Genomic DNA, 21,569 nt, shown 5'->3' with positions numbered 1-21,569 from the left:
TTTGGAGTACTTGAATTCTCTGATAAGTGTGGGTTAAGTCGTTTATGGGCTGGGGTCCACTTTTATGACTCCATTCCGGCTGGTCAATCGATCGGAGATCCTATTGGTTCAGCAGCCTACGATTGGTTAAAAACTTACATAAATGGTACGGCAAAATAATATAATTTTAGACACTGATAATATCTAGTAATCACAAAAAACGTCTACACTCGCCTTTTATATATGACTTAAGTTCATTTTTAAAAGGCGAGTTTATTGCTTCACGAGTACTATTACTAACATTTCAAATACCCACTATTACTTTTCTATTTCCGATTAAACACCTCTTCTTGCAAGACTAATATCCTGCTGTAGAGCATGACCTACACTCCCTTTTAAGCATCTAATCTAAATAAGGTTTTATCTAAAAATAAAGGTTCAGAACGTCCAGCGGAGCTAAAAACTCCTGCGAGAGATTGATAGGCTTAGCTTATTAAATTAATCGGTCTAAGTGATATGATAAATCTCAGGTTCCTTACTATTATCAATTACAAGTTACTGAGATGTATAAACATTAACTTCTAAACAGGTAATCAAACAGTGATAAAACACTTACATTTTCTGTTTTAAGAAAAAATAATATTTCACTGCTAAAAGGACACCCTATGAACAACAGCGATAATAACTCAGCAGGAAAGTGCCCGGTAATGCATGGTGGCATGACTTCCACCGGTTCGACCGTGATGGAATGGTGGCCGAACGCGCTTAACTTAGACATTCTCCATCAGCACGACAAAAAAGCAAACCCACTTGGAGAAGACTTCGACTACCGTGAAGCACTTAAATCACTTGACGTTGAAGCCTTAAAAAATGATTTGAAAGCGCTAATGACGGACAGTCAAGAGTGGTGGCCAGCAGACTGGGGACACTACGGCGGCTTAATGATTCGTATGGCGTGGCACTCCGCTGGTAGCTACCGCACCACTGATGGTCGCGGGGGTGGTTCAACCGGTAACCAACGCTTTGCGCCACTTAACTCTTGGCCAGACAACGGCAACTTAGATAAGGCTCGTCGCTTGTTATGGCCAATTAAGAAAAAATACGGCAACAAAATAAGCTGGGCGGATTTAATGCTTCTTGCGGGTAACATGGCATATGAATCTATGGGTCTTAAAAGCTTTGGATTTGCCTTTGGCCGAGAAGACATCTGGCATCCGGAAAAAGACATTTACTGGGGTTCAGAAAAAGAATGGTTAGCGCCAAGTGGTGGCGAAGGTACCCGATACTCTGGCGAACGTGACCTTGAAAACCCTCTGGCAGCAGTGATGATGGGTTTGATCTACGTGAACCCAGAAGGTGTAGACGGTAATCCAGACCCTCTTAAAACCGCTGCCGACATGCGTGTCACCTTTGCACGTATGGCGATGAATGATGAAGAGACCGTCGCTTTAACGGCAGGTGGTCACACGGTTGGTAAAGCTCACGGTAATGGCGACGCGGCAAACTTAGGTCCAGACCCTGAAGGTGCCGACATTGAAGAGCAAGGTCTTGGTTGGAATAACCACAAATCTCGCGGCATTGGCCGTGACACCGTAACCAGCGGCGTTGAAGGCGCTTGGACAAGCCATCCGACTCAATGGGACAACGGCTATTTCAAAATGCTACTAGAACATGAGTGGCAACTAACCAAAAGCCCTGCAGGCGCTTGGCAATACGAGCCTGTAGATATCGCAGAAGAAGATAAGCCGGTCGATGTTGAAGATCCGTCAATTCGTTACAACCCAATGATGACAGATGCCGATATGGCTTTGAAGGTTGACCCTGAGTATCGCAAGATTTCTGAGCGCTTCTACCAAGACCAAGAGTACTTTAACGAAGTATTCGCGAGAGCCTGGTTTAAGCTGACGCACCGCGATTTAGGCCCTAAAGCGCGTTACATTGGCCCAGATGTACCAGCCGAAGATCTTATCTGGCAAGATCCAATCCCTGCTGGCACGACCAACTACGACGTAGACGCAGTAAAGGCAAAAATTGCAGCAACGGACTTAAGCGTTTCTGATTTGGTTTCAAGCGCTTGGGACAGTGCACGTACATTCCGACACTCGGATCTTCGAGGTGGTGCTAACGGCGCACGCATACGCTTAGCTCCACAAAACGCATGGGAAGGCAACGAACCACAACGTCTGGCTCGCGTACTTGATGTACTAACTAAGATTGCAGATGAATCTGGTGTCAGCGTGGCGGATACTATCGTGCTTGCTGGTAATGTCGGGCTTGAACAAGCAATTAAAGCGGCAGGTTTTGACGTTACAGTGCCATTTACACCTGGTCGCGGCGATGCTACGGCTGAGCAAACCGATGTTGAGTCATTCGATGTCCTTGAACCAGTGGCTGACGGATTCCGAAACTGGCAGAAACAGCATTATGCCGTTAAACCAGAGGAAATGCTGCTAGACCGTGCACAGCTGCTTGGTCTGACCGGTCCAGAAATGACGGTACTACTAGGTGGTATGCGTGTACTTGGTACTAACCACGGCGGTACTCAACATGGTGTGTTTACTGACCGTGTAGGTGCGCTGACCAATGACTTCTTCGTAAACCTAACGGACATGTCGTACACATGGAAACCAACTGGCCGCAACTCTTACGATATTTGTGACCGTAAAACAGGTGAAGCGAAATGGACAGCAACGCGCGTAGACTTAGTCTTTGGGTCAAACTCCATCTTGCGTTCTTATGCTGAAGTGTACGCTCAAGATGACAATCAAGAGAAGTTCGTAAAAGACTTTATCTCGGCTTGGACGAAAGTGATGAACGCAGACAGATTCGATTTGGTTTAATAACGAGCCACATACACTGGAAATGCACTTTGGTGCGTATTAAATCAAAAGCCGCTATTTTTAGCGGCTTTTTGTTTACACTGTAAATCTATTACAGTTTAACCCAGACTTGTGGGAACTCATCACTGTCTGTTTGAACGTTGATACTAACCAAAGAATCATTATCCACTTCAAGCGTCGCAATATTTACATTTCCAATCTGAATGCATTGCGCATCAAGCAGTTCCATCATGATTACGCTTTCTAATCCTGCCGAAGTAAAAAGCGAACCTTCACTGCTACACGCAGATCCAGTTAACGCGATTGCCCCCGATTCATCAATCGACATTTGATACAGTCCGTCAGAGTATCTTGCCTGATAAGTGCCAGCATAATTGCTCAGGTCAGCGCTCTCTTTGGTGATGGGTAATAAAACGGAAGAACCATTAGCATTATTACAAGTTAAGTTAGTACCGCTCATTTCACAGTTAACGGAAGCGGTTAAAAACGTAATTTGATCATTGCTTAGAGCCCCTAGGTACGAAGTTTGATGTTCTCTCGCATCCCAAAGCGTAAGTTGTGGCTCCACTCCCTCTTGTATAACGACCTGCGCACCATCTGGAGAGGCGTCATCCGCCCAAATAACGCCTGAGTAAACACCACTTTGCACATGCGCTTGCCTGTTGTCATCACTGTCGCTATTACATCCCCACAGAGCGGAAACCGATAATAAAGTAACAAACAAAGTATTGTGTCGATTCATTCTTGTCGCTCCTATTCCAAGCCAACAAGACGTTGTTCTACCAATGCCACTTTACCGCGCGCCGCTTGAACGTTACCGTCAATGGTACTGATAGTAATGTACCCTTGTTTTACAGCAACACCCTCAGAGTTCTGATTAGTATCGCCGGCATCACCCATGTTAAATGCGAGTCCTTTTTTGTCTTTTAGTAAAGCCACCGCTTCAACTTGCGCTTCGCTAGAGTCCATTCCCTCTTCCATTAGGCGTTTCATCATGTAGTAGACTGCGGTGCTTTGCTGCGAAAGATCTTCACTAAATGCAAACTCTGCCCCCGCGTTCCAACCTACGTCGGTATACTTGTACCCCAGGTGGTTGTTCATGTCTTCTGGCGTGTTCACGTTTAATCCCGTATAGGCAGGTAAAAGTGGTGATCCCGATAACTGGCTCGCAACGAGCTGAGCCACAATATCAACGACAACATTAGCTACAAGCTGAGACTGCTCGGCGTCACTTGAAGTATTATGATGAGCACTAATTGCAATCGCAGGAATACCTCGGCTCAAAGCCGCCATTGTTGCACCTAGCGTTCCAGAGTTGTTGTTCATGTAGCCCAAGTTGTTACCTTCATTAGGACCTGAGATGACGAGATCTGGCTCTTGTCCCCAGACATTCTTCGCCGCGATATCGATACCGTAAATCGCCGCCATGACTGGTGTCCCTTCGACATAATCTTTATATGCAACACTAGTGTCTGTATCACCGACACAATATTCCTGCTCTCCAGCTTGGGATTCATCAATCGACACTGGGCGGTAGTGACTCATCGCTCCACCTTTACCACTTTGCCCCGTACAAGGTGCAGACATGATCACATCGTGGCCTGCTTCCTCTAATGCTGATTTCAACAGTTGGATGTTTCCCAGCTATCGTCGTTGGTTAAAACGATATTCAACGCAAGTGCATTTGCTGAAATAGCACATGAAGAGCCCACCGCCATCGCAAGGCAAAGTTTTGATAATTTGTTCATAATATTTCCGTTTATTTCACTGCTTTCAGTTTCCATTCAGACACCTTGTCCGAACTCAGTGGCAGCTACTTTGACGAAAAATGATGAAGCTTCTGTTACAAATATATCTGATTACAGTTTAGAGATATCTATAAAATATTATCCATTAGTTTCAATAAGATAAATCAACTTTCATTTATTGAAATATCATTTGGAGATATCTTCAAACGATAAATTGATTGCGTATTGTCTTCTTGTTTATCACTTTCAAAGCCAAATTGTTCAATAAAGCTTTCTCCTAAACTATTAACCAATGCATCTTTAATTTTATTGCGATTTTGGTCGAGCGTTTTTGCCTTTAATCCGTTCTGTTTAAGTTCACTGATTGCTCTTCCGTGTCCACCATAATTTTCCATCAATGTAATCAGCTCCGCAGCCAGCGATTGGGAATGTCGGTTACTTGGCGGATTCAATACCCAACCGTCATTAGAATGCGTCATGCGCTTTTTCGCGTACCATAGTCAGTAAATTGCCGGTGTAGTAGACATTGGGATCATGACATCATTGACACGCACTTCGACATTCCCATCAGTGACTAAAAACGACAACGTGAGTGGCTTAGATGCCTGTTCAAGTAACCTAGCCTTCTCTTCTACAGATTGAAACTTTTCCGCTTTGGTTTCGAGAACTCGTCTGAGGTAATCTTCATTAATGCCCTTGTCTGGATTTGTTTCACGAAATTTCTCAATAGCTTGCTTCCAACGCTTTTGATCAACACTGGTTCCGCCAATTTGCAGTAATCGCTTAAGCAGTTTCAGGTCATCTGTATTAAGTGGACGAGGCTGAAAAGAGATAAATAGGACCGACAAAGCGGCGCATAAAATAGAGGTAAAAAGCCAGTGCCCGCCTTGCAATTGACAGTTTATATCGATTAAGTCGCCAGTTTGGTCTGTAGATAAATCGAGAGAAAATGTTAATGGTAATCTAAGAGAGTAGTTGTCTTCAGGAGACAAAGACGGCGCAGCAGTATGACACTGGCTAAAAATTTGTATTGGGTTGTACCAACTAACCTGATCCAACAACAGCTGGCTTTTCAATTTGAAAATACGTTGTGTTTCTGGACGCTCACCCATTACCGCACTATCAAGCCAAATATGACTGCGCGCAGACATTAAGTCTTGATTCACAAATTGCGAATAACGGTATTGGGTGAAAAATGCACCACTGATTAAGGACACCACCAAATACAGTACCGTCAAGCCGGCCAACATTTTCCAATTGTCCTGCGCTATCACTTTCAAACGCATTATCCGATCTCTCCTAACGCTTGAGCTAACCGTTGACGGAGCATCTCATCTGACAAACGCAACCACGAATGAGAAACAAACCATCCACCTGCAGAAACACCATTGGCAATCACCGCTTTATATACCTCCATTTCAGATTGGTTTATCGGGCTATGATTGGTCCCCGAAATCACGTCAACCTCTCCTTTCTTGAAGGCGTCAATCATTGCTTTACGCGTTGGATATAAAGTCACCAGCGAAGAGCGCACATCAATAGAGAGCGACGTTAACTGTTTTACAGGAAGCTGGTAGCCCGAACGGCTAAAGGTATCGTTCAGTAAACCTATTCGATGGGTCTTTAGAAACTGATCATCAATCGGTTGATTAGCAAACCACAACACATCATAACCAGTCAGGCTGAGCAGTTTGTCGTAATAATTGGCGTAGTCGGGGCTCAAGCCGGAAAGTTGGTATTCCCTCGCCCACATCACATCAAATTTTTGACTATAAATGGTTTGCGGCGTCACCTGTCTGCGAGGAAGCCAATGCACCACGATATCCGAATACTGACCATTAAATTCCGGGTCTTCACATAATTTTGATAGCAACGGTAATGCCATAGCGTGAGCAGGAATGAGTATATCCAATTGGTATCGATCAGAAACAGGTTGATAGTTCTGATCGAGTTCCGAACAGGATAACTGGTTAAATGATGTAACTGACGGTAATTCAGCACGGGGCGATTGAATAACCAAGAGAAGTGAGGTTATCAATAAAAGACAACCTGTTTTAAAGATCCATGGTGCGTGATTGTGGTTCCATAGCCGCGTTAGCACGTCGTTCATAACGATGATTCGTTCCTTCATTTTTGTGAAGAATTTACTTAATTGTTATTACGCCGATATGACAATGAGCACGACTCAATTGAATAGCTATTCACGCAATATTTGATTCATCTGATGTATATGAACATACAAGAAGTAACTCAACTCAGCACTCGCTCACAAGCACCGCCTCTATAGCTTATGGACAAGTTGAGCTGTTCAAAACCTAATCACTTAATAGCGAATATGAACAAACTAACAATTAACGGTTGAAATTGGTAACGTTCTCATTTAGCTTTAGCCATCCAAACGGCTAGATTTCTATTTGAAGGTGTAAGAAAAATGAAAACAAATACGATGTTGATTCTTGATGGTGGTATGGGACGAGAATTAAATCGTCGTGGTGCGCCTTTTCGTCAGCCGGAGTGGTCTGCGCTTGCTATGATCGAAGCGCCTGAAATCGTTAAAGATGTCCACATTGACTACATTCAAAGCGGTGCTCAGGTAATTACAACTAACAGTTACGCATTGGTGCCATTTCATATCGGAGAAACGCGCTTCAAAGAAGCAGGACAATCACTCGCTGCGCTTTCTGGCCAAGTAGCAAAGGAAGCGGCGCAAGGGACTGGGGCTAAAGTTGCGGGTTCACTTCCTCCTCTATTCGGCTCATACCGACCAGACCTGTACGATCAGGAACACGTGCGTGACTTAGCGACTCCGTTAATTCTAGGCTTGTCAGACTCTATCGATTTCTGGCTCGCCGAAACGCAAAGCTTAATTGCCGAATCTGTGGCAGTAAAAGCATTGGTCGACGAATTAACCTCTGAAGTGAAGCCATTTTGGGTCTCGTTTACACTTGAAGATTCTGAGCCTACAGACGAGCCATGTCTGCGCTCCGGTGAGAAGGTACAACAGGCGGTCACAACCATGGCACAAGCTGGGGTAAGCGCCATTTTGTTTAACTGTTGCCAACCAGAAATCGTAGAAGAAGCATTACAAGTCTCAGTGCGTACACTAGAGGAAATCGGTTTATCTCACATCCGCCTTGGTGTTTACGCGAATGCGTTTCCTCCGCAACCAAAAGATGCAACGGCGAACGATGGTCTCGACGAAATTCGTGACGACTTAAGCCCTGATGCTTACCTGATTTGGGCAGAAAAATGGCGTCAATCTGGCGCGTCTATCATCGGTGGTTGCTGTGGTATCGGGCCCGAACACATTGCTAAGCTAAGTCAGCATTTCAAAGGTTAGGTTAAATATGTCGCAAGGAAATCGAATTGGCTTAACCGCATTGACAGCGTTAGTCTTTAGTTCAATGGTTGGTGCAGGAATATTCAGCCTACCGCAAAACATGGCTGAAGTTGCCGGACTCAATGCGATGATCGTCGGCTGGACGATTACTGGTGTCGGCATTCTGCTTCTGGCAGGTTGCTTTCTTCACCTATCTCGCCTTAAGCCAGATTTGGACGGCGGCATCTATGCCTATGCCAGAGAAGGGTTTGGTGATCTCGCAGGTTTCCTTTCTGCATGGGGCTATTGGTTGTGTGCGACGATCGGCGTTGTAGGCTACCTTGTCGTCGCGTTTGCTGCGCTCGGCGCTTTTGTAGATACCCCAAACTTCACGTTATTTGGTGACGGTACAACCATCTATGCCTTCATCTGCGAGTCCCTCGTGCTGTGGTCAGTTCACAGTTTGATCCTAAGAGGAGTCACGCAAGCCGCCTTCATTAATCTGCTGGCGACGTTGGCTAAAAGCGTACCGTTAATCCTCTTTGTCTGCGCCGCTTACTACTTCTTTGATACCGATACTTTTCATATCGATCCACAAGGAGAAACACTACAACAACCTTTTATAGAGCAAGTAAAAGGCACGATGTTGATTACACTGTGGGTGTTTACTGGTATTGAAGGTGCAGTAATTTTGTCGGGACGAGCAAAAAACCGCAAAGACATAGGTCGCGCAACTTACCTTGGTGTCATCGCAGCCTTAATCTTGTACGTTTTGATTTCTCTTATGTCACTCGGAATTGCTTCTCGTGCAGAGATCGCCACGATATCTAATCCTTCGATGGCTGGGCTGATGGCTGCGATGACTGGTTCGTGGGGTAAAGCGGTGATCAGTATTGGTTTAATTGTATCGGTGCTGGCGTCGTACTTAAGCTGGATTTTGTATTCTGCCGAAGTCCCTTACACCGCGGCTAAATACGGTGCGTTTCCTAAGTTCTTTGCGAAATCTAACGATAACGACACCCCGAAAAACTCGCTGTTCCTAACCAGTTTAACGGTGCAACTGTGTTTAATACTCGTAATGCTTACAGGTGAAGGTTATAACACGCTCGTTTTGATTTCGACGTCAATGATTTTGATACCCTATTTCTTGGTTGGCGCGTATCTGCTTAAGTTATCCATCCAGACTAACGCTCGCTTGCAGTTAAAATTGATTGGCTTTGGAGCTAGTATTTATGGCATTTGGCTGGTTTATGCGGCTGGTGTCGATACGCTGTTGCTTTCAGCGATTCTTTACATTCCAGGAATTGCGTTATACGTGTACAGCCGACGTCAACATCGATTGAACCCGACCTCGGCATAAAAACGATATTAACGATAAAAATGTCGCTCGCTATAAAAAAGGATGGCATCACAGCCATCCTTTCTCGAATCTCGAACCGCAATACTTAGGCCATTGCCTTTCCATCCACACAGCTACTCTTCAGACTCTGCATGATTTTGTCTACAAGCTGAGCCAGACGCGCTTCGGACGGTTTGGTATTGGCAAACGATCGCAAACCGTAAATATTCATCACCAGAAAATCACTTAACAACTCGCAATCGCTCCCTGGTGCAATTTCTTCATTCTCTTTTGCTAACTCTAGCTTGGATTGAATACTGAGTTTCCATTGCTCAAGCATGTTACAAATGATGGCTTCGATTTCTTCATCTTGCTGATCAAGCTCACTCAACGCCTTTTGCAATAAACAGCCTTTACCGCTTTCACATTCGCTGAACTCGATAATGTCATGAAGATAACGTTCAAAGCCGGACAGAATCTGTTTAGGGTCGTTGAAGAACTGCTCAAAAGCCTGAGATTTCGTCGTCGTGTAATGGTCAAGAGAAGCGAGCAATAGGCCTCTTTTGTTCTCAAATGCGCAATAAATAGAGCCCGGATGCAGCCCAGTCGCACGCTTCAAATCTTGCATGCTGGTTTTATTGTAGCCCTTAGCAATGAACTCATTCATCGCTGAGCTTAAAACATATTCTCGGTCGAATTCGGCATTTCTCATCTGACATTTCTCAACTAGCTGGGCTCTATAACCTTACAAACACCCTAAGTTTACTGGGGTTAACAAGGTTTAACAAGCTATTTGAATGAACGTTCAAAAAACATCTTGAATGATCATTCAAAAAAGGGTTAGCATATTACCCTAGCGTTCATTAGGAGCATGCTCATGACAACAACATTATTCGAAGCGTATAAACTCAACGACAAAATTACACTGAAAAACAAAATTGCAATGGCGCCACTCACGCGCTGTATGGCAGACGATGATCTGGTGCCTACTGATGCAATGGTGGATTACTACGCGAAACGTGCAGATGCAGGTTTGATCATTTCTGAAGCAACCATTATTCGTGCAGATGGTCAGGGTTACCCGAATACGCCGGGGCTTTTTACCCAAGCACAGATTGAAGGTTGGAAAAAAGTCACCGACGCAGTACACGCGAACGGCGGTAAGATCTTTGCCCAGCTTTGGCATACTGGCCGTGTCGCTCATCCGCACTTTTTTGGTGGAGAGTACGTATTAGCGCCTTCTGCGGTCGCATTTGATGGCACCGTTCCTCGTATGCGCGAATTGGTTTACACCGTACCAAAACCAGCCACTCACGAAGAGATTGCTCAGCTAGTAGAAGACTACGCACAGGCAGCAGAAAACGCGATTGACGCAGGGTTTGATGGAGTAGAGATCCACGCAGCGAATGGTTACCTGCTCGATCAGTTCCTACACTTCGATACAAACCATCGAACAGATGAATACGGTGAAACACCAGAAAACATGTCACGTTTCCCACTCGAAGTGATTGATGCCGTTGTTGCCCGTATCGGTTCAGAACTTGTTGGCTTGCGCGTGTCCCCTGCTGGTTACATGCATATAGAAGCTGACGCTCGTGACCGTCAGGTGTTTGATTACTTCCTGCCAGAAGTAGAAAAGCGTAACTTGGCTTACTTGCACGAAGGTATGTTCGATGACAGCGTAGAGTTTGACTTCCTTGGCGGCCGCGTATCACAATACCTACGTGACACTTACTCAAAGACATTGATGGGTGTGGGTGGCTATACAGCAGAAACTGGCGCAGAAGCAATCCAAGCGAATAAATTTGATTTGGTTGCAATTGGTCGTCAATTCATCGCGAACCCAGACTACGTAAACCGAGTGCAGGAAAACAAAGAACTTGTCGAATACGATGCAGCGATGCTGGAAACGCTGGTTTAGTGCTTTAAATTTTAGTGCTTTAAATTAAGCTAGATATTAAAAACGGCTCCTTGTGAGCCGTTTTTATTTTTGAAAACATTAACTATATTCGAGTTCGCCCGCGCCTCGTACTGAGCGTTCGCTATTTGCGACCAAAAACACTGCTGCTGTTTTTTTGAGAGTTTCCCACTCGTTGTCCTCTACAAAGATACCATTTCGCCAGGATGCCTGCTGAGTTCCGCTTAGCTCTTTCCCTTTTATATGAATGGAGTAGCCTTGTGAGCTTTCCTCAACATTAAAATCTTTCACCGATAGCTCGATTATCATTGAGTGGCAATCCATGCCTTTTTCAACAGGTTGGTCTGATAAAAAGATTTCAGGCGCAATTTGCCCTCTGTTCAATACATAGAGCGTTCGCGTCGGTTTTGAACCGTTCACCCACTGCGCACGGCAGGCTATGCCTTTGGAAGAAAGCTTTAATAACTCACTAAATGCCAACCAACGGTTGTGACAATGTTTCAAAGTGATCTCAATGGATTTTGACTCAATCATTTTCTCCAGAGCAAAATCAAGTACCGTTGGGAGATGACATGCCACGCTTCCCTTATTAAGCTCGAATTCTATACTAGTTGGCGTGCTTTTAATCACTGACACCGCGCAGTCTGAATCTAACTCAAGGAATAGGCTAGCATTATTAAAGTGACGCACCCCGTGCAAGCCTACCATTTGTAGATCTGCCACCATATTTGCAATGACATCTGCCTCACCACAGTGACGGCGCATACCTAGAAATGCCTTATTAACCGCGGCCACCAATTCGTTGTGAGAGACGATCATAATGCAAATCCTCCATTGATTTTTTGATTGTCACTTTGTGTAATTTCGTCACTTTCTGGCATGCTTGGGAAAATCCATGTGTCCGCCAATTGCGGATCATGAATTTCGTCCAACAGAGGTGCGCCTTGGAAGAACGTCACACGAACCCAACGATCCGAGCGCGGATCAAACTTTGTAGCGCCAAATATTGCCAACTTACAACGTAATAAGTGCATTGGCAGTGCATCTTGGCGCAGCACGTTCATCTGAATATCACCCATTTCTCGCTTCCCTAGCGTCCATACGCGGCGAGTAATCGAACGATAAGCCGGGTTTTGCAACAAAAATTCAGCGACCGACGTCTCTTCAGAGCTGCCAAGTAAAGCGTGGTAAAGGCGGTTCACTTGTCTTCCGATATCGAGCGGCAGTTCTTTGTCTTCTCCTGCCTCTTCACCGCGTACTCCAAGCCTTGGCTCTTCTTTGTCTTGTGAGCGATACCAGAACCAATAGTTGTTCTCGGCTAAAGAATAGTCAACATCTATCGCCCAACAGTATTTGCTTCGCAATACTTCAAGTAAGTCTTGGATCTTTTTCCCACCCGGAATAGACAAAGTTTCATCCGTGTTCATTTGGCTGGCAAACTCATCCACCAAAGGTGGGTAGAGTTCGATCAAGCAAGAAGTGAGGATTTCTTGGGCTTCCACACTCATTGTATTCTTCTGCTCGACCAAACTCCCCCAGTTCGATTGCGATGCCATTAACGTGGTTAGCTCTGACAGTAGTTGTTTGATGTCTGCTATCGCTTGGTGATTGAGACTATCTTGATGCTCATTAATGGTGATTACTTGCTCGAGATGACGTTGTGCTTTTTGAAGTAGTCCTTGCAATGGAGCATAGAGTGAGGCTTCGCAAGGCATAGCAAATACTCGCGCTACCGCACGCTCACGAGACGTCATCCACTGGTCGACGATACATGGGTGGTTAATCAAATACGGAGCCATGCCTAAGCCAGTTGCATTACCGACACCAAGGTAGCGTTGCAAACCACGATGTAAGGCCACCGCGTTTTCACCACCTTTCTGAAGCGCCAGAAAGTGCACCCAATCTAAACTGAACTCACGCAGCATATACACCGCACACATTTGCGCGCTAAAAGATTGGCTGAAATCAGGGTTGTTCTCGATCAGTTTGAAATCGGCGATACCAAATTTTCCATTGCCATACACGGCTGTGGTTCGCAGGATATACCCCACTTCGGCCAACTCTTTAGGCTCGGGCTGCTTTCCTTTTGAAAGTGCATTAACGATGTGCTCAAACACACGCACACTTTTGTTTGCACGAGCAAGAACAAGCACGTTATTCGGATTACGCCCCGCTTCTTGCAGCGGTACATTCGCTCTTAGCCTTTCTAACAAAGTAACATCAACATCGCCTTGGACCAGTGCGAAAGTGACGTCCCACTTTTCAGCTATTACGCGGTCATTCCGTTCATCGTCGGCAATTTCATCACAAAAAACCACCAAATGATAAACGTGTGCTGGCGTGGCCAATTTATAAATCACGTGACCATAACCACGAGGGCAAAGTTGCCAATCATGTTTGGTTACTTGCCAGTTTTGACTTGCCATATTGCGAATCAAACTACGAACAAAGCTGATTCGATTTTGGTGCATTGCGCCAAGCCTTTCAGCTGCCATGACAATCTTTGCGTCGCGCATAGTTGCTTCCGTATAAGTAGAACGATGTGCATCCATTTTGCTCACCACCTATTTGTTATTGTAAGAATACTAGGGTTTGTACGGATGCAGGAGGAAAACAGCCGCACAAGCTCCACGTTGTTTAAATTAGCGAATCGTTATAACCCTTGCTCTTTCGCCATATTGATTGCGATTTGTGGCGCATTCCAAAGTGATGGCAACAAAATCAACGACACCGGAACCGCGGTTATCACAATGAAAGATTGCAGTGCAGAGATGCCACCAGAACCAAGAGAAATCAGAATCAGTGCCGTGACCCCCATCATTACCCCCCAAAAGGTACGAATGATCGCGTTTGGCTCCGTTTCACCACTAATCACGACACTAATGGTGTATGTCATAGAATCGCCCGTCGTCACGATGAAGATCGTGGTTAGAATCAGAAATAGGATCGAAGTCAACATCGGCATTGGCAGTTGCTGAGTAACTGCAAGCAAAGCTCCTGGTAGGTTGAAGCCTTCAAACGCCGCACTCACACTGCCTGGGTCTGCAATTTCAAATGCAAGACCAGAACCACCAACAATTGTGAACCAAAAGCATGTTGTTAGCGGAGCCACAATACTGATTGTTGAAATAACTTGGCGGATAGTGCGACCACGAGAGATTCGAGCAATGAAGATTGCCATCATTGGCCCGTAACCAAGGAACCAGCCCCAGAAAAACACCGTCCACCAACTTAACCAACCTTCATCACCTCGGTACGTCGCCATCGGGATGAAGTTGTCCAACATAGTTCCTACCCCTTGAATGTATCCGTTAAAGATAAAGTTCGTAGGGCCAAAAAACAGGATGTAGACCATCAACGCCATAGCCAGAATTACGTTGTAACGGCTGAGCAGTTGCATGCCTCGGTTTAAGCCACTAAGTGCCGACAGGGTGTAGAGCGCAATCGCAAACAAAATGATAATAAGCTGGGTAGTAAAGCCATCAGGAATCTCAAACAGAGCATTTAACGCGTAGCTAACCTGCAATCCCAGAAACCCAATAGGCCCTATGGTGCCAGCCGCCACGGCGATTATGCAGCACGCATCAATCAACGCCCCGACTTGCCCTTTAAGTGCTCGCTCACCCAATACTGGGTAAAGCAAAATACGCGGCTTCAATGGTAAGCCTTTGTCATAATGCAAATGCATCACCACAATTGAAGTTAAGCTGCCCACAATCGCCCAAGCCAAGAAGCCCCAGTGCATAAAAGATTGCGACAACGCATTTACCGCTCCTTGTTGCGGGTTATCTTGCGCACCATACAAAGGTGGCGGGCTAACATAGTGAGCGATAGGCTCAGCCGCAGCCCAGAAAACACCACCACCAGCAAGTAAGGTGCAGAATATAATTGCCATCCAACGGAAAGAGTCCATTTCTGGCTTTGCCATTCCACCCAACTTCACCTTGCCTGTTCGCCCTGCTGCTAACCCAAGACCAATAAGAAAAGTGAGAAGAAGTAGTAACTGCCAATAAGGACCAAACACTTGCACTGCCCAGCCAAACCCGGCGTTAACGAGCGTTGATAACAGTTCACCATCATAAAGAGCGATAGCGACGAACAGCGCGATAAAGCCACCGCTATACCAAAACGCAGGGTTATTCAGCCCTAATTTATCCGTCGTCTTTTCCGCAGTTGATGTGTTGTATTTTGCTTTTGACTTGCCCGATGACACGCTCATCGTGGAAGCTTTCATGCTATTGGTTAAATCAGACATACTCTGGCTCCAGAGGTTCTTTGCAGCTGTCAAAGACTGGCCACAAATGTGAGTTTTACGCCTGCCGTATTGTTGTTATTTTGACAGGCGGTTCCTAATTTGGGGAATGCTATGAAATAGGCTCTAATCCTTCTTTGAGGAAGTGGAACCAGTTTTCACCCAATATTTTTCCTGCCTCAGATTCACTAAATCCGTGACGCATTAATCCGTTGTAGATGTTCTCCATTCCTGCACTGCCGCAGAACCATGGCAGCGCATCGGGCCAACCCGAGTTGCTTGCTGAACCTTCACCGTAGTCCATCGCTTTTGACCAACGGCCGTTGCGCATCCATTCCAATACCTGTTGCGGTTGGTTTAAACACAGATCGCTACCGATGCCTAAATGGTCGACGCCAAACATGTCAGCGGTTTTCGCTACCATCTGGCAGAAATCATCCAAGGAGCATTGGCTGCCATTTGGTAAATGGAACGGGTATAAGCTGAATCCAATCAAACCACCGCGTTCGGTCAGCGCTTTAATCACCGTATTGGATTTATTACGCAGTGCGTCATGCGCAAACGTCGGGTTGGCATGGCTGATACAAATTGGACGCGAAGAAAGGTCGATGGCTTCCAGTGTTGAGCGTTCCGCACTGTGGGACATATCAATGATCATCCCTACTCGGTTCATCTCTTCAATCGCTTGCTTACCAAAACGAGTAACGCCGGAGTCGTTTTGTTCGTAACAACCTGTCGCCAGCAAACTTTGGTTGTTGTAGGTCAACTGCATGATCAGCAGACCTTGGCGGCGCATCACTTCGATCAGGCCAATTTCATCATCGATTGGTGAGCAATTCTGAGCACCGAAGAAGATGCCGACTTTACCCTCAACTTTGGCTTTTTCTACATCTGCCATTGAATAGATCGGCATGATGAGATCGGCATTTTGCTCGAAGCGTAGGTTCCACTCAGCAAACCGGGTTAAGGTTTCACGTGCATTTTCGTGGTAAACGATGGTGGCATGAACGGCAGTAATGCCACTCGCCTTAAGCGTTTGGAAGTACTCTCGCTCCCAATTGCAGTACTGCAATCCGTCAATCACAATCCGTTGTTGGTACATAACCACTCCTTAAAAAATTTCTTAGCCGTTCAGAGTGGGTAGCTGACACCATCAACTACCCACCTCTCCTTAGTAAGGACGCTGATAAGCGGTTTTCACTACGGTGTAAAACTCTTTGGCGTACTGACCTTGCTCACGAGGACCAAAGCTTGACTCTTTGCGGCCACCAAATGGAACGTGATAATCCGTGCCCGCGGTTGGCAAGTTAACCATGACGCAGCCTGTTTGGGCTTGCTGCTTAAAGATCGCGCTGTTGCGCAGGCTTTGCGTGATAATGCCACCTGTGAGGCCAAAGCGCGTATCGTTCACCACTGCAATCGCTTCGTCTAGGTCAGAGACTCGAATCACGCTGGCCATCGGTGCAAAGACTTCTTCTTGGTTCACTTCCCAGCTGTTTTGTGTGTTCAAGAAAAGCGTTGGTGACATGTAGTAACCGTCATGCTCTAGATTTAAACGCTCACCACCGAAAGCCAACTCTGCCCCTGCTTGGCGCGCTTTTTCAATCCACTCAAAGTTCGCATTCAATTGGTTACCATCAACCACTGGTCCCATGAACACGCCATCTTCCAGAGCATGACCAACTTTGAGCTCACTCATGCGTTTGATTAGCGCTTCGACATACGCGTCGTGAATACCGTCCATAACAACAAGACGAGAAGACGCCGTACATTTTTGACCAGCACCGGAGAATGAGCCCGCGATTGTTGCTTCGACGGCAATTTGGATATCTGCATCATCCGCTACCACGAGCGCGTTTTTACTGCCCATTTCTAGCTGACAACGCACAAAGTTTGGTGCAGTTGCCGCAGCGACTTTACGACCTGTATCGACAGAGCCCGTAAAGCTCACACCGTTTACATCTTTCGAATTGATAAGGGTATTACCCACTTGTGAGCCGCTACCCAATACGAGGTTGAAAGTGCCAGCAGGTAAACCTTGGCGATGAATGATCTCAGTAAGTGCCACAGCACTGGCTGGAGTTAGATTCGCAGGCTTCCAGACGACGCTGTTGCCAAATGCAAGCGCTGGAGCAATTTTCCAAGCTGCGGTTGCCGTAGGGAAATTCCAAGGAGAGATAATGGCGATAACGCCGACGGCTTCGCGAGTAACTTCAACGGAGACACCTGGACGGACGGAAGCAGCGTTATCGCCAATTTGACGCAATACCTCGGCAGCAAAGTATTGGAAGAACTGACCTGCACGATAAATCTCACCACGACCTTCAGCAAATGGCTTGCCTTCTTCACGCGAAAGTAAGGTACCCAATTCGTCACAGCGCGCGATTAGCTCATCACCAATTGCTTGCAGTACTGCTTGTTTACGCTCAATTGGCGTCTTTTCCCACTCTGGCTGTGCTGCTTTTGCCGCTTGAATCGCTTGTTCTACTTGGGACACGCTCGCTTGAGCAAAATCACCAATATTTTCACTGATATCAGAAGGGTTAATATTAGCGATGGTATCCATGCCTGAATGCCACTCACCTGCGATGTAGAGGGACTTTTCTGCTTGAACATTGTTAATAAAAGTCATTGTTCTTTCCTTGTTCTTCCGATTTGTGATGGCAAGCCATCAGCTCACTGATCTCTAATTATTCTTGTTGTGGTTTTATTCGGGTTGGCTTGCCGAAGCGTAAACGACAAACTCCACCAGCATCTCTTCTCTCGCTAATCCTGCAACCACCATAGCTGCCCGGTTTGGATACGGCGCATCAAAGTATTCCGCGTACACTTGGTTGACGGTTTTTAAGTATTCTCTGTCGGTAACGTAAATCAGGACCTGCAACACAGAATCCAAAGATTCACCAGCGCACTCTAGAGTGTGAATGAGATTGTTAAATGTTTGGCGTGTTTGTGCTTCGATACCACCTTCAACCACTGCGCCCGTATCATCGATAGGAATTTGTGCCGTATACAAGGTTCCGTTGTTAACAATCGCCCATTCGAGCGGTGCTTTAGAAGCAAACAAACTGGTTTTTACTGGATGTTTTTTAGTAGGAGTATTCACGTTCATTTCAACCTTTGTAACGACTTTGTTTCAATATGGTTAAATGATGCACGTTGACAGGCGATAAATCTAACGGTAAATTTTTTACAATTGATAAATTAAACTTATCACCATATTGAGAATAACGTAGATACAGGGATTATGAGGCATCAGGGATGAGCATCAAGCTTCAACAATTAATGCATTTTGTGATGGTAGTCGAGGAAGGCGGCTTTCGAGCCGCTTCACATCGTGCAAATCGTTCTCAGGCGGCGCTGTCCACTTCGATAAAAGAGCTTGAAAAAATTCTAGGGCAAACTCTGTTTGAACCAGGAAACAAAACCAAATTGACGCCTTTCGGTGAAATTTGTTTACCCAAGGTGGTTCAGTTCCTCAATATCTATAGTGCGCTTGACAATGATTTAAAAGCCGCCGCTGCAGGACAGCAAGGGAGAGTGAGAATTGCGAGTGTTCCTTCCGTTGCAGCGAAACTCATTCCAAGCGTTTTGGGTGCCTTTTGCGAACAATATCCAAATGTAGAAGTGAGCTTGATCGACGATAACGCCGCAGGCGTCGAGGCTCGTCTGCTCTCTGGTGAAGTCGACTTAGCGCTTGGTAACCCATCTCACCTTGATGACGGTGGTATCGACTTTACGCCGCTGCTATCTGATCCAATTGGTGTGGTGTGTTTAAAAGATAACCCTGTTGCAAATCACCCTGAGGGAATCGAGTGGCAAACCTTACTTGAACAGCCTTTTATTCGTAACGGTACCTGCACGCTTCTCGATCCAACCCCTGCAAGAGCATTAAGTCAGCAAGCGCTTTACTCAGTGGAAAATATCACGTCTTTATTTTCTGTCTTGGAGCTGGGTATTGGCGTAACCACTTTACCAAAGCTAGCCTTTCCAACTAACGAAACGAGATTGGTATGGATTCCAATGATAGATCCACCGTTAGAAAGACAAATTGGTATCTTTACGCTTAGTGACCGCACTATCTCACCTCAAGCAAAAGCATTTCATGATCTATGCGTTCAATATTTGAACTATCAGGGAGAAAACACGTAACTTGAGTGCTAATTTTCCACCATTGAGGAAGAAATACACCTCGCCAGAGAGAAACTTTAGCCTACCGTTGATTGCTTTCTTTTTGATTGTGCAAAAACAAAAAAAAGGGACAGCGATATTATGTCGCTGTCCCTTCTGAGAATACGCTTTTTAGGCTGAGTGCTATAAGCCTGACGATTAAAGATCAGGAATAGTTATTACTTTTGATGTTTGACATTTCCGCTAACCAAACATCCTTTGCTCGGAGCATTGAGTCAAATGCTGTGTATTAATAAACCAGCGCCAACGGAAGTAACTCTACCCCTAGCACTCCACTGATTCCCATTACCACCAGCAAAGAGACTTTAAACACCGACTTCGACCAAGCAACGTAGTTTTCATCGTCAATGCTGCGGAAAGTCACTTTTGTCCACATAAAGCAAACAACGGCTGCGACAGCCAGGTATTCATACCCTGCTTCACCGAGCAAAAAGAGTCCCAATGAAACAGCACCAAAGGCCACCACGTACGCTTTCATATGACGATGGGCTTTATGGATGCCTTCTTTAACAGGCAGTACAGGAATGCCCGCTTCTCGGTAGTCTTGCATGCGGAACATGGCAATCGCGTATGAGTGCGGCATTTGCCATAGGCAGAACATAGTGAACAGCAAAATGGCTTCTAAGCTAATGAAGTTTGTCACTGCCAGATAGCCAACTAATGGCGGAACCGCGCCAGAAATACTGCCAACTAATGTGCCATATACCGAGTTACGCTTGTACCACATGGTGTAAAAGAACACGTAATACACATAACCGAGCAGGACAACAACGGCAGAAAGTGGATTGGCGAGTTGAAACAATAAGCCCGTTCCAACCAAAAGCAAAACCAAAGCATAGACAAACGCGACATCAATATTGATGTTTCCTTTCGCTAGCTCACGGTTCTGAGTACGCGCCATCTTTTGATCGATATCGCGATCAAAAATATTGTTCACCACGCAACCTGAAGCAATGACAAGCCCCACACCAGCCAACGTTGTCAGAAACAACGTCAGACTAGCAGGTTCTGTTTTTGCGGCGAGGAAAAACCCCGCCGCAACAGAAATCAGGTTGCCGAAAATAATGCCCGGTTTGGTGATAGACAAATAACTTTTCAGCATACCTTGGCCTACAACTTCATGTTGACGTTCATGTTGTAGATAATCCAGATCGAACCTGCGATCAGAATAAGCACAACAATGGCAGTAAACATCAGTGAAACCAGATTCCAGCGACCATCATCTGTCTTCGCTTCCATATGCAGGAAGTATTTGAAGTGCACAAAGATCTGAACCAATGCACAGCCAAACAGAACCGCGTATGTCGTTGCCTGTGGCAGAGATTGCGCCCAAACAAAGTAGAATGGAATCACCGTTAGAATAAGCGACGCAACGAAGCCTTTAACGTAATCAGACGCACTTGTTTCAATATGTTGTCCCATTACATTACCCCCAGTAAGTAAACGATGGTAAAGACACAGATCCAAACAATATCCAGGAAGTGCCAGAACAGGCTCAAGCAGTTAAAACGCATCGCCATATTATCGTTCAGGCCTTTGGTAGACAGTTGGTGATAAGCCACTGCTAACCAAATCAGACCAAATGACACGTGCAAGCCGTGCGTACCTACCAATGTAAAGAACGCAGAAAGAAACGCACTTTCCTGAGGGCCGTAACCTTCAGCAATCAAGTGATGGAACTCGTAAACTTCCATGCAGATGAAGCCAAGACCCAGCGCAAAAGTAATTTGCAGCCAGCGTTTAAGGCCAGCAACATCATTACGTTTCATCGCAATCATGCCAAAACCAAACGTGATACTACTGAATAGCAGCAACATGGTTTCAACGAACACGAAAGGCAATTCGAAAATGTCTTTACCTGTTGGGCCTGCAATCGAGTTGCTGGAAAGTACTGCGTACGTTGCAAACAAAGTTGCGAACAATACACAGTCGCTCATGAGGTAAACCCAGAAACCAAACAGCTTATTGCCATTCGTGTCATGG

Annotated in this window: 22 protein-coding genes; 6 read left to right on the top strand and 16 right to left on the bottom strand. The window is 45.7% G+C overall.

Annotated features, from left to right (window positions below; genetic code table 11):
* The coding region (locus L9Q40_RS04950) for a hypothetical protein (protein ID WP_498792401.1) at window positions 1–159 on the top strand (159 nt) is incomplete at its 5' end.
* 485 nt (window positions 160–644) lie between these two features.
* On the top strand, window positions 645–2,819 hold the full coding sequence (gene katG, locus L9Q40_RS04945) for a catalase/peroxidase HPI (RefSeq protein WP_498792399.1): 2,175 nt from the start codon (window positions 645–647) through the stop codon (window positions 2,817–2,819).
* A gap of 91 nt (window positions 2,820–2,910) precedes the next feature.
* Here katG and L9Q40_RS04940 read toward each other — a convergent pair whose 3' ends face one another.
* From L9Q40_RS04940 to L9Q40_RS04915, 6 genes are all read right to left on the bottom strand, one after another.
* Complete coding sequence (locus L9Q40_RS04940; protein WP_020335990.1) at window positions 2,911–3,561, bottom strand: hypothetical protein; 651 nt, start codon at window positions 3,559–3,561, stop codon at window positions 2,911–2,913.
* An 11-nt stretch (window positions 3,562–3,572) separates the two neighbouring features.
* Window positions 3,573–4,445: a 5'/3'-nucleotidase SurE gene (locus L9Q40_RS04935; protein ID WP_498792397.1), complete on the bottom strand. Its 873-nt coding sequence runs from the start codon at window positions 4,443–4,445 to the stop codon at window positions 3,573–3,575.
* Entirely contained in the window at window positions 4,442–4,603 is a 162-nt protein-coding gene (locus tag L9Q40_RS04930) for a hypothetical protein (RefSeq protein ID WP_498792395.1), read from the bottom strand. Before L9Q40_RS04930 ends, L9Q40_RS04935 begins: the two co-directional genes overlap by 4 nt.
* A 128-nt stretch (window positions 4,604–4,731) precedes the next feature.
* On the bottom strand, window positions 4,732–5,046 hold the full coding sequence (locus L9Q40_RS04925; protein ID WP_498792393.1) for a hypothetical protein: 315 nt from the start codon (window positions 5,044–5,046) through the stop codon (window positions 4,732–4,734).
* Between the two features lie 21 nt (window positions 5,047–5,067).
* Entirely contained in the window at window positions 5,068–5,853 is a 786-nt protein-coding gene (locus L9Q40_RS04920; protein WP_498792391.1) for a hypothetical protein, read from the bottom strand.
* Entirely contained in the window at window positions 5,853–6,677 is an 825-nt protein-coding gene (locus L9Q40_RS04915) for a hypothetical protein (RefSeq protein WP_498792389.1), read from the bottom strand. The genes L9Q40_RS04920 and L9Q40_RS04915 overlap by 1 nt, the downstream gene beginning before the upstream one ends.
* Window positions 6,678–6,998: 321 nt before the next feature.
* On the opposite strand from L9Q40_RS04915, the gene L9Q40_RS04910 reads away from it, so the two are divergent.
* Together L9Q40_RS04910 and L9Q40_RS04905 are read left to right on the top strand one after the other, a co-directional pair.
* Entirely contained in the window at window positions 6,999–7,907 is a 909-nt protein-coding gene (locus L9Q40_RS04910; RefSeq protein WP_498792387.1) for a homocysteine S-methyltransferase family protein, read from the top strand.
* 7 nt (window positions 7,908–7,914) lie between these two features.
* Window positions 7,915–9,246 (top strand): basic amino acid/polyamine antiporter, encoded by a 1,332-nt coding sequence (locus L9Q40_RS04905; protein ID WP_498792385.1) that lies wholly within the window; start codon window positions 7,915–7,917, stop codon window positions 9,244–9,246.
* Between the two features lie 85 nt (window positions 9,247–9,331).
* Here the strand turns inward: L9Q40_RS04905 and L9Q40_RS04900 are convergent, their stop codons facing one another.
* Complete coding sequence (locus L9Q40_RS04900) at window positions 9,332–9,937, bottom strand: TetR/AcrR family transcriptional regulator (protein ID WP_498792383.1); 606 nt, start codon at window positions 9,935–9,937, stop codon at window positions 9,332–9,334.
* A gap of 165 nt (window positions 9,938–10,102) precedes the next feature.
* Between L9Q40_RS04900 and L9Q40_RS04895 the strand changes: the two genes are divergently transcribed.
* The gene (locus L9Q40_RS04895; RefSeq protein WP_498792381.1) at window positions 10,103–11,146 is read left to right on the top strand and encodes an alkene reductase; all 1,044 of its coding nucleotides are present in this window, start codon (window positions 10,103–10,105) and stop codon (window positions 11,144–11,146) included.
* A gap of 78 nt (window positions 11,147–11,224) precedes the next feature.
* Here the strand turns inward: L9Q40_RS04895 and L9Q40_RS04890 are convergent, their stop codons facing one another.
* From L9Q40_RS04890 to L9Q40_RS04865, 6 genes are all read right to left on the bottom strand, one after another.
* Window positions 11,225–11,962, bottom strand: a complete 738-nt coding sequence (locus tag L9Q40_RS04890) for a DUF3726 domain-containing protein (protein WP_498792380.1) — start codon at window positions 11,960–11,962, stop codon at window positions 11,225–11,227.
* The gene (locus L9Q40_RS04885) at window positions 11,959–13,695 is read right to left on the bottom strand and encodes a hypothetical protein (protein ID WP_498792378.1); all 1,737 of its coding nucleotides are present in this window, start codon (window positions 13,693–13,695) and stop codon (window positions 11,959–11,961) included. Before L9Q40_RS04885 ends, L9Q40_RS04890 begins: the two co-directional genes overlap by 4 nt.
* 101 nt (window positions 13,696–13,796) lie before the next feature.
* Window positions 13,797–15,398, bottom strand: coding sequence for a BCCT family transporter (locus L9Q40_RS04880; RefSeq protein ID WP_025539761.1), 1,602 nt, complete (start codon window positions 15,396–15,398; stop codon window positions 13,797–13,799).
* Between the two features lie 109 nt (window positions 15,399–15,507).
* On the bottom strand, window positions 15,508–16,497 hold the full coding sequence (locus L9Q40_RS04875) for a membrane dipeptidase (RefSeq protein WP_020336002.1): 990 nt from the start codon (window positions 16,495–16,497) through the stop codon (window positions 15,508–15,510).
* A 69-nt stretch (window positions 16,498–16,566) separates the two neighbouring features.
* Window positions 16,567–18,027 carry an aldehyde dehydrogenase family protein gene (locus L9Q40_RS04870; protein WP_065303701.1) on the bottom strand — a complete coding sequence of 487 codons (1,461 nt, stop codon included), beginning with the start codon at window positions 18,025–18,027 and terminating at the stop codon, window positions 16,567–16,569.
* A 75-nt stretch (window positions 18,028–18,102) separates the two neighbouring features.
* Complete coding sequence (locus L9Q40_RS04865; protein ID WP_024372974.1) at window positions 18,103–18,501, bottom strand: RidA family protein; 399 nt, start codon at window positions 18,499–18,501, stop codon at window positions 18,103–18,105.
* A gap of 155 nt (window positions 18,502–18,656) precedes the next feature.
* On the opposite strand from L9Q40_RS04865, the gene L9Q40_RS04860 reads away from it, so the two are divergent.
* On the top strand, window positions 18,657–19,547 hold the full coding sequence (locus L9Q40_RS04860) for a LysR family transcriptional regulator (protein WP_020336005.1): 891 nt from the start codon (window positions 18,657–18,659) through the stop codon (window positions 19,545–19,547).
* Between the two features lie 268 nt (window positions 19,548–19,815).
* Here L9Q40_RS04860 and cyoE read toward each other — a convergent pair whose 3' ends face one another.
* From cyoE to cyoC, 3 genes are all read right to left on the bottom strand, one after another.
* Window positions 19,816–20,736 (bottom strand): heme o synthase, encoded by a 921-nt coding sequence (gene cyoE, locus L9Q40_RS04855; RefSeq protein ID WP_209438589.1) that lies wholly within the window; start codon window positions 20,734–20,736, stop codon window positions 19,816–19,818.
* On the bottom strand, window positions 20,697–21,008 hold the full coding sequence (cyoD, locus tag L9Q40_RS04850; protein WP_014234374.1) for a cytochrome o ubiquinol oxidase subunit IV: 312 nt from the start codon (window positions 21,006–21,008) through the stop codon (window positions 20,697–20,699). Before cyoD ends, cyoE begins: the two co-directional genes overlap by 40 nt.
* Window positions 21,008–21,569, bottom strand: a 562-nt coding sequence (gene cyoC, locus L9Q40_RS04845; protein ID WP_498792374.1) for a cytochrome o ubiquinol oxidase subunit III, incomplete at its 5' end; no start/stop codon positions are given. The genes cyoD and cyoC, both read right to left, overlap by 1 nt.

The organism is Allocatenococcus thiocycli (genome assembly GCF_921292965.1).
Lineage (GTDB): Bacteria > Pseudomonadota > Gammaproteobacteria > Enterobacterales > Vibrionaceae > Vibrio > Vibrio natriegens.
The sequence above is the reverse complement of the archived record's forward strand: the minus strand, read 5'-3'. Positions and strand labels throughout refer to the sequence as shown.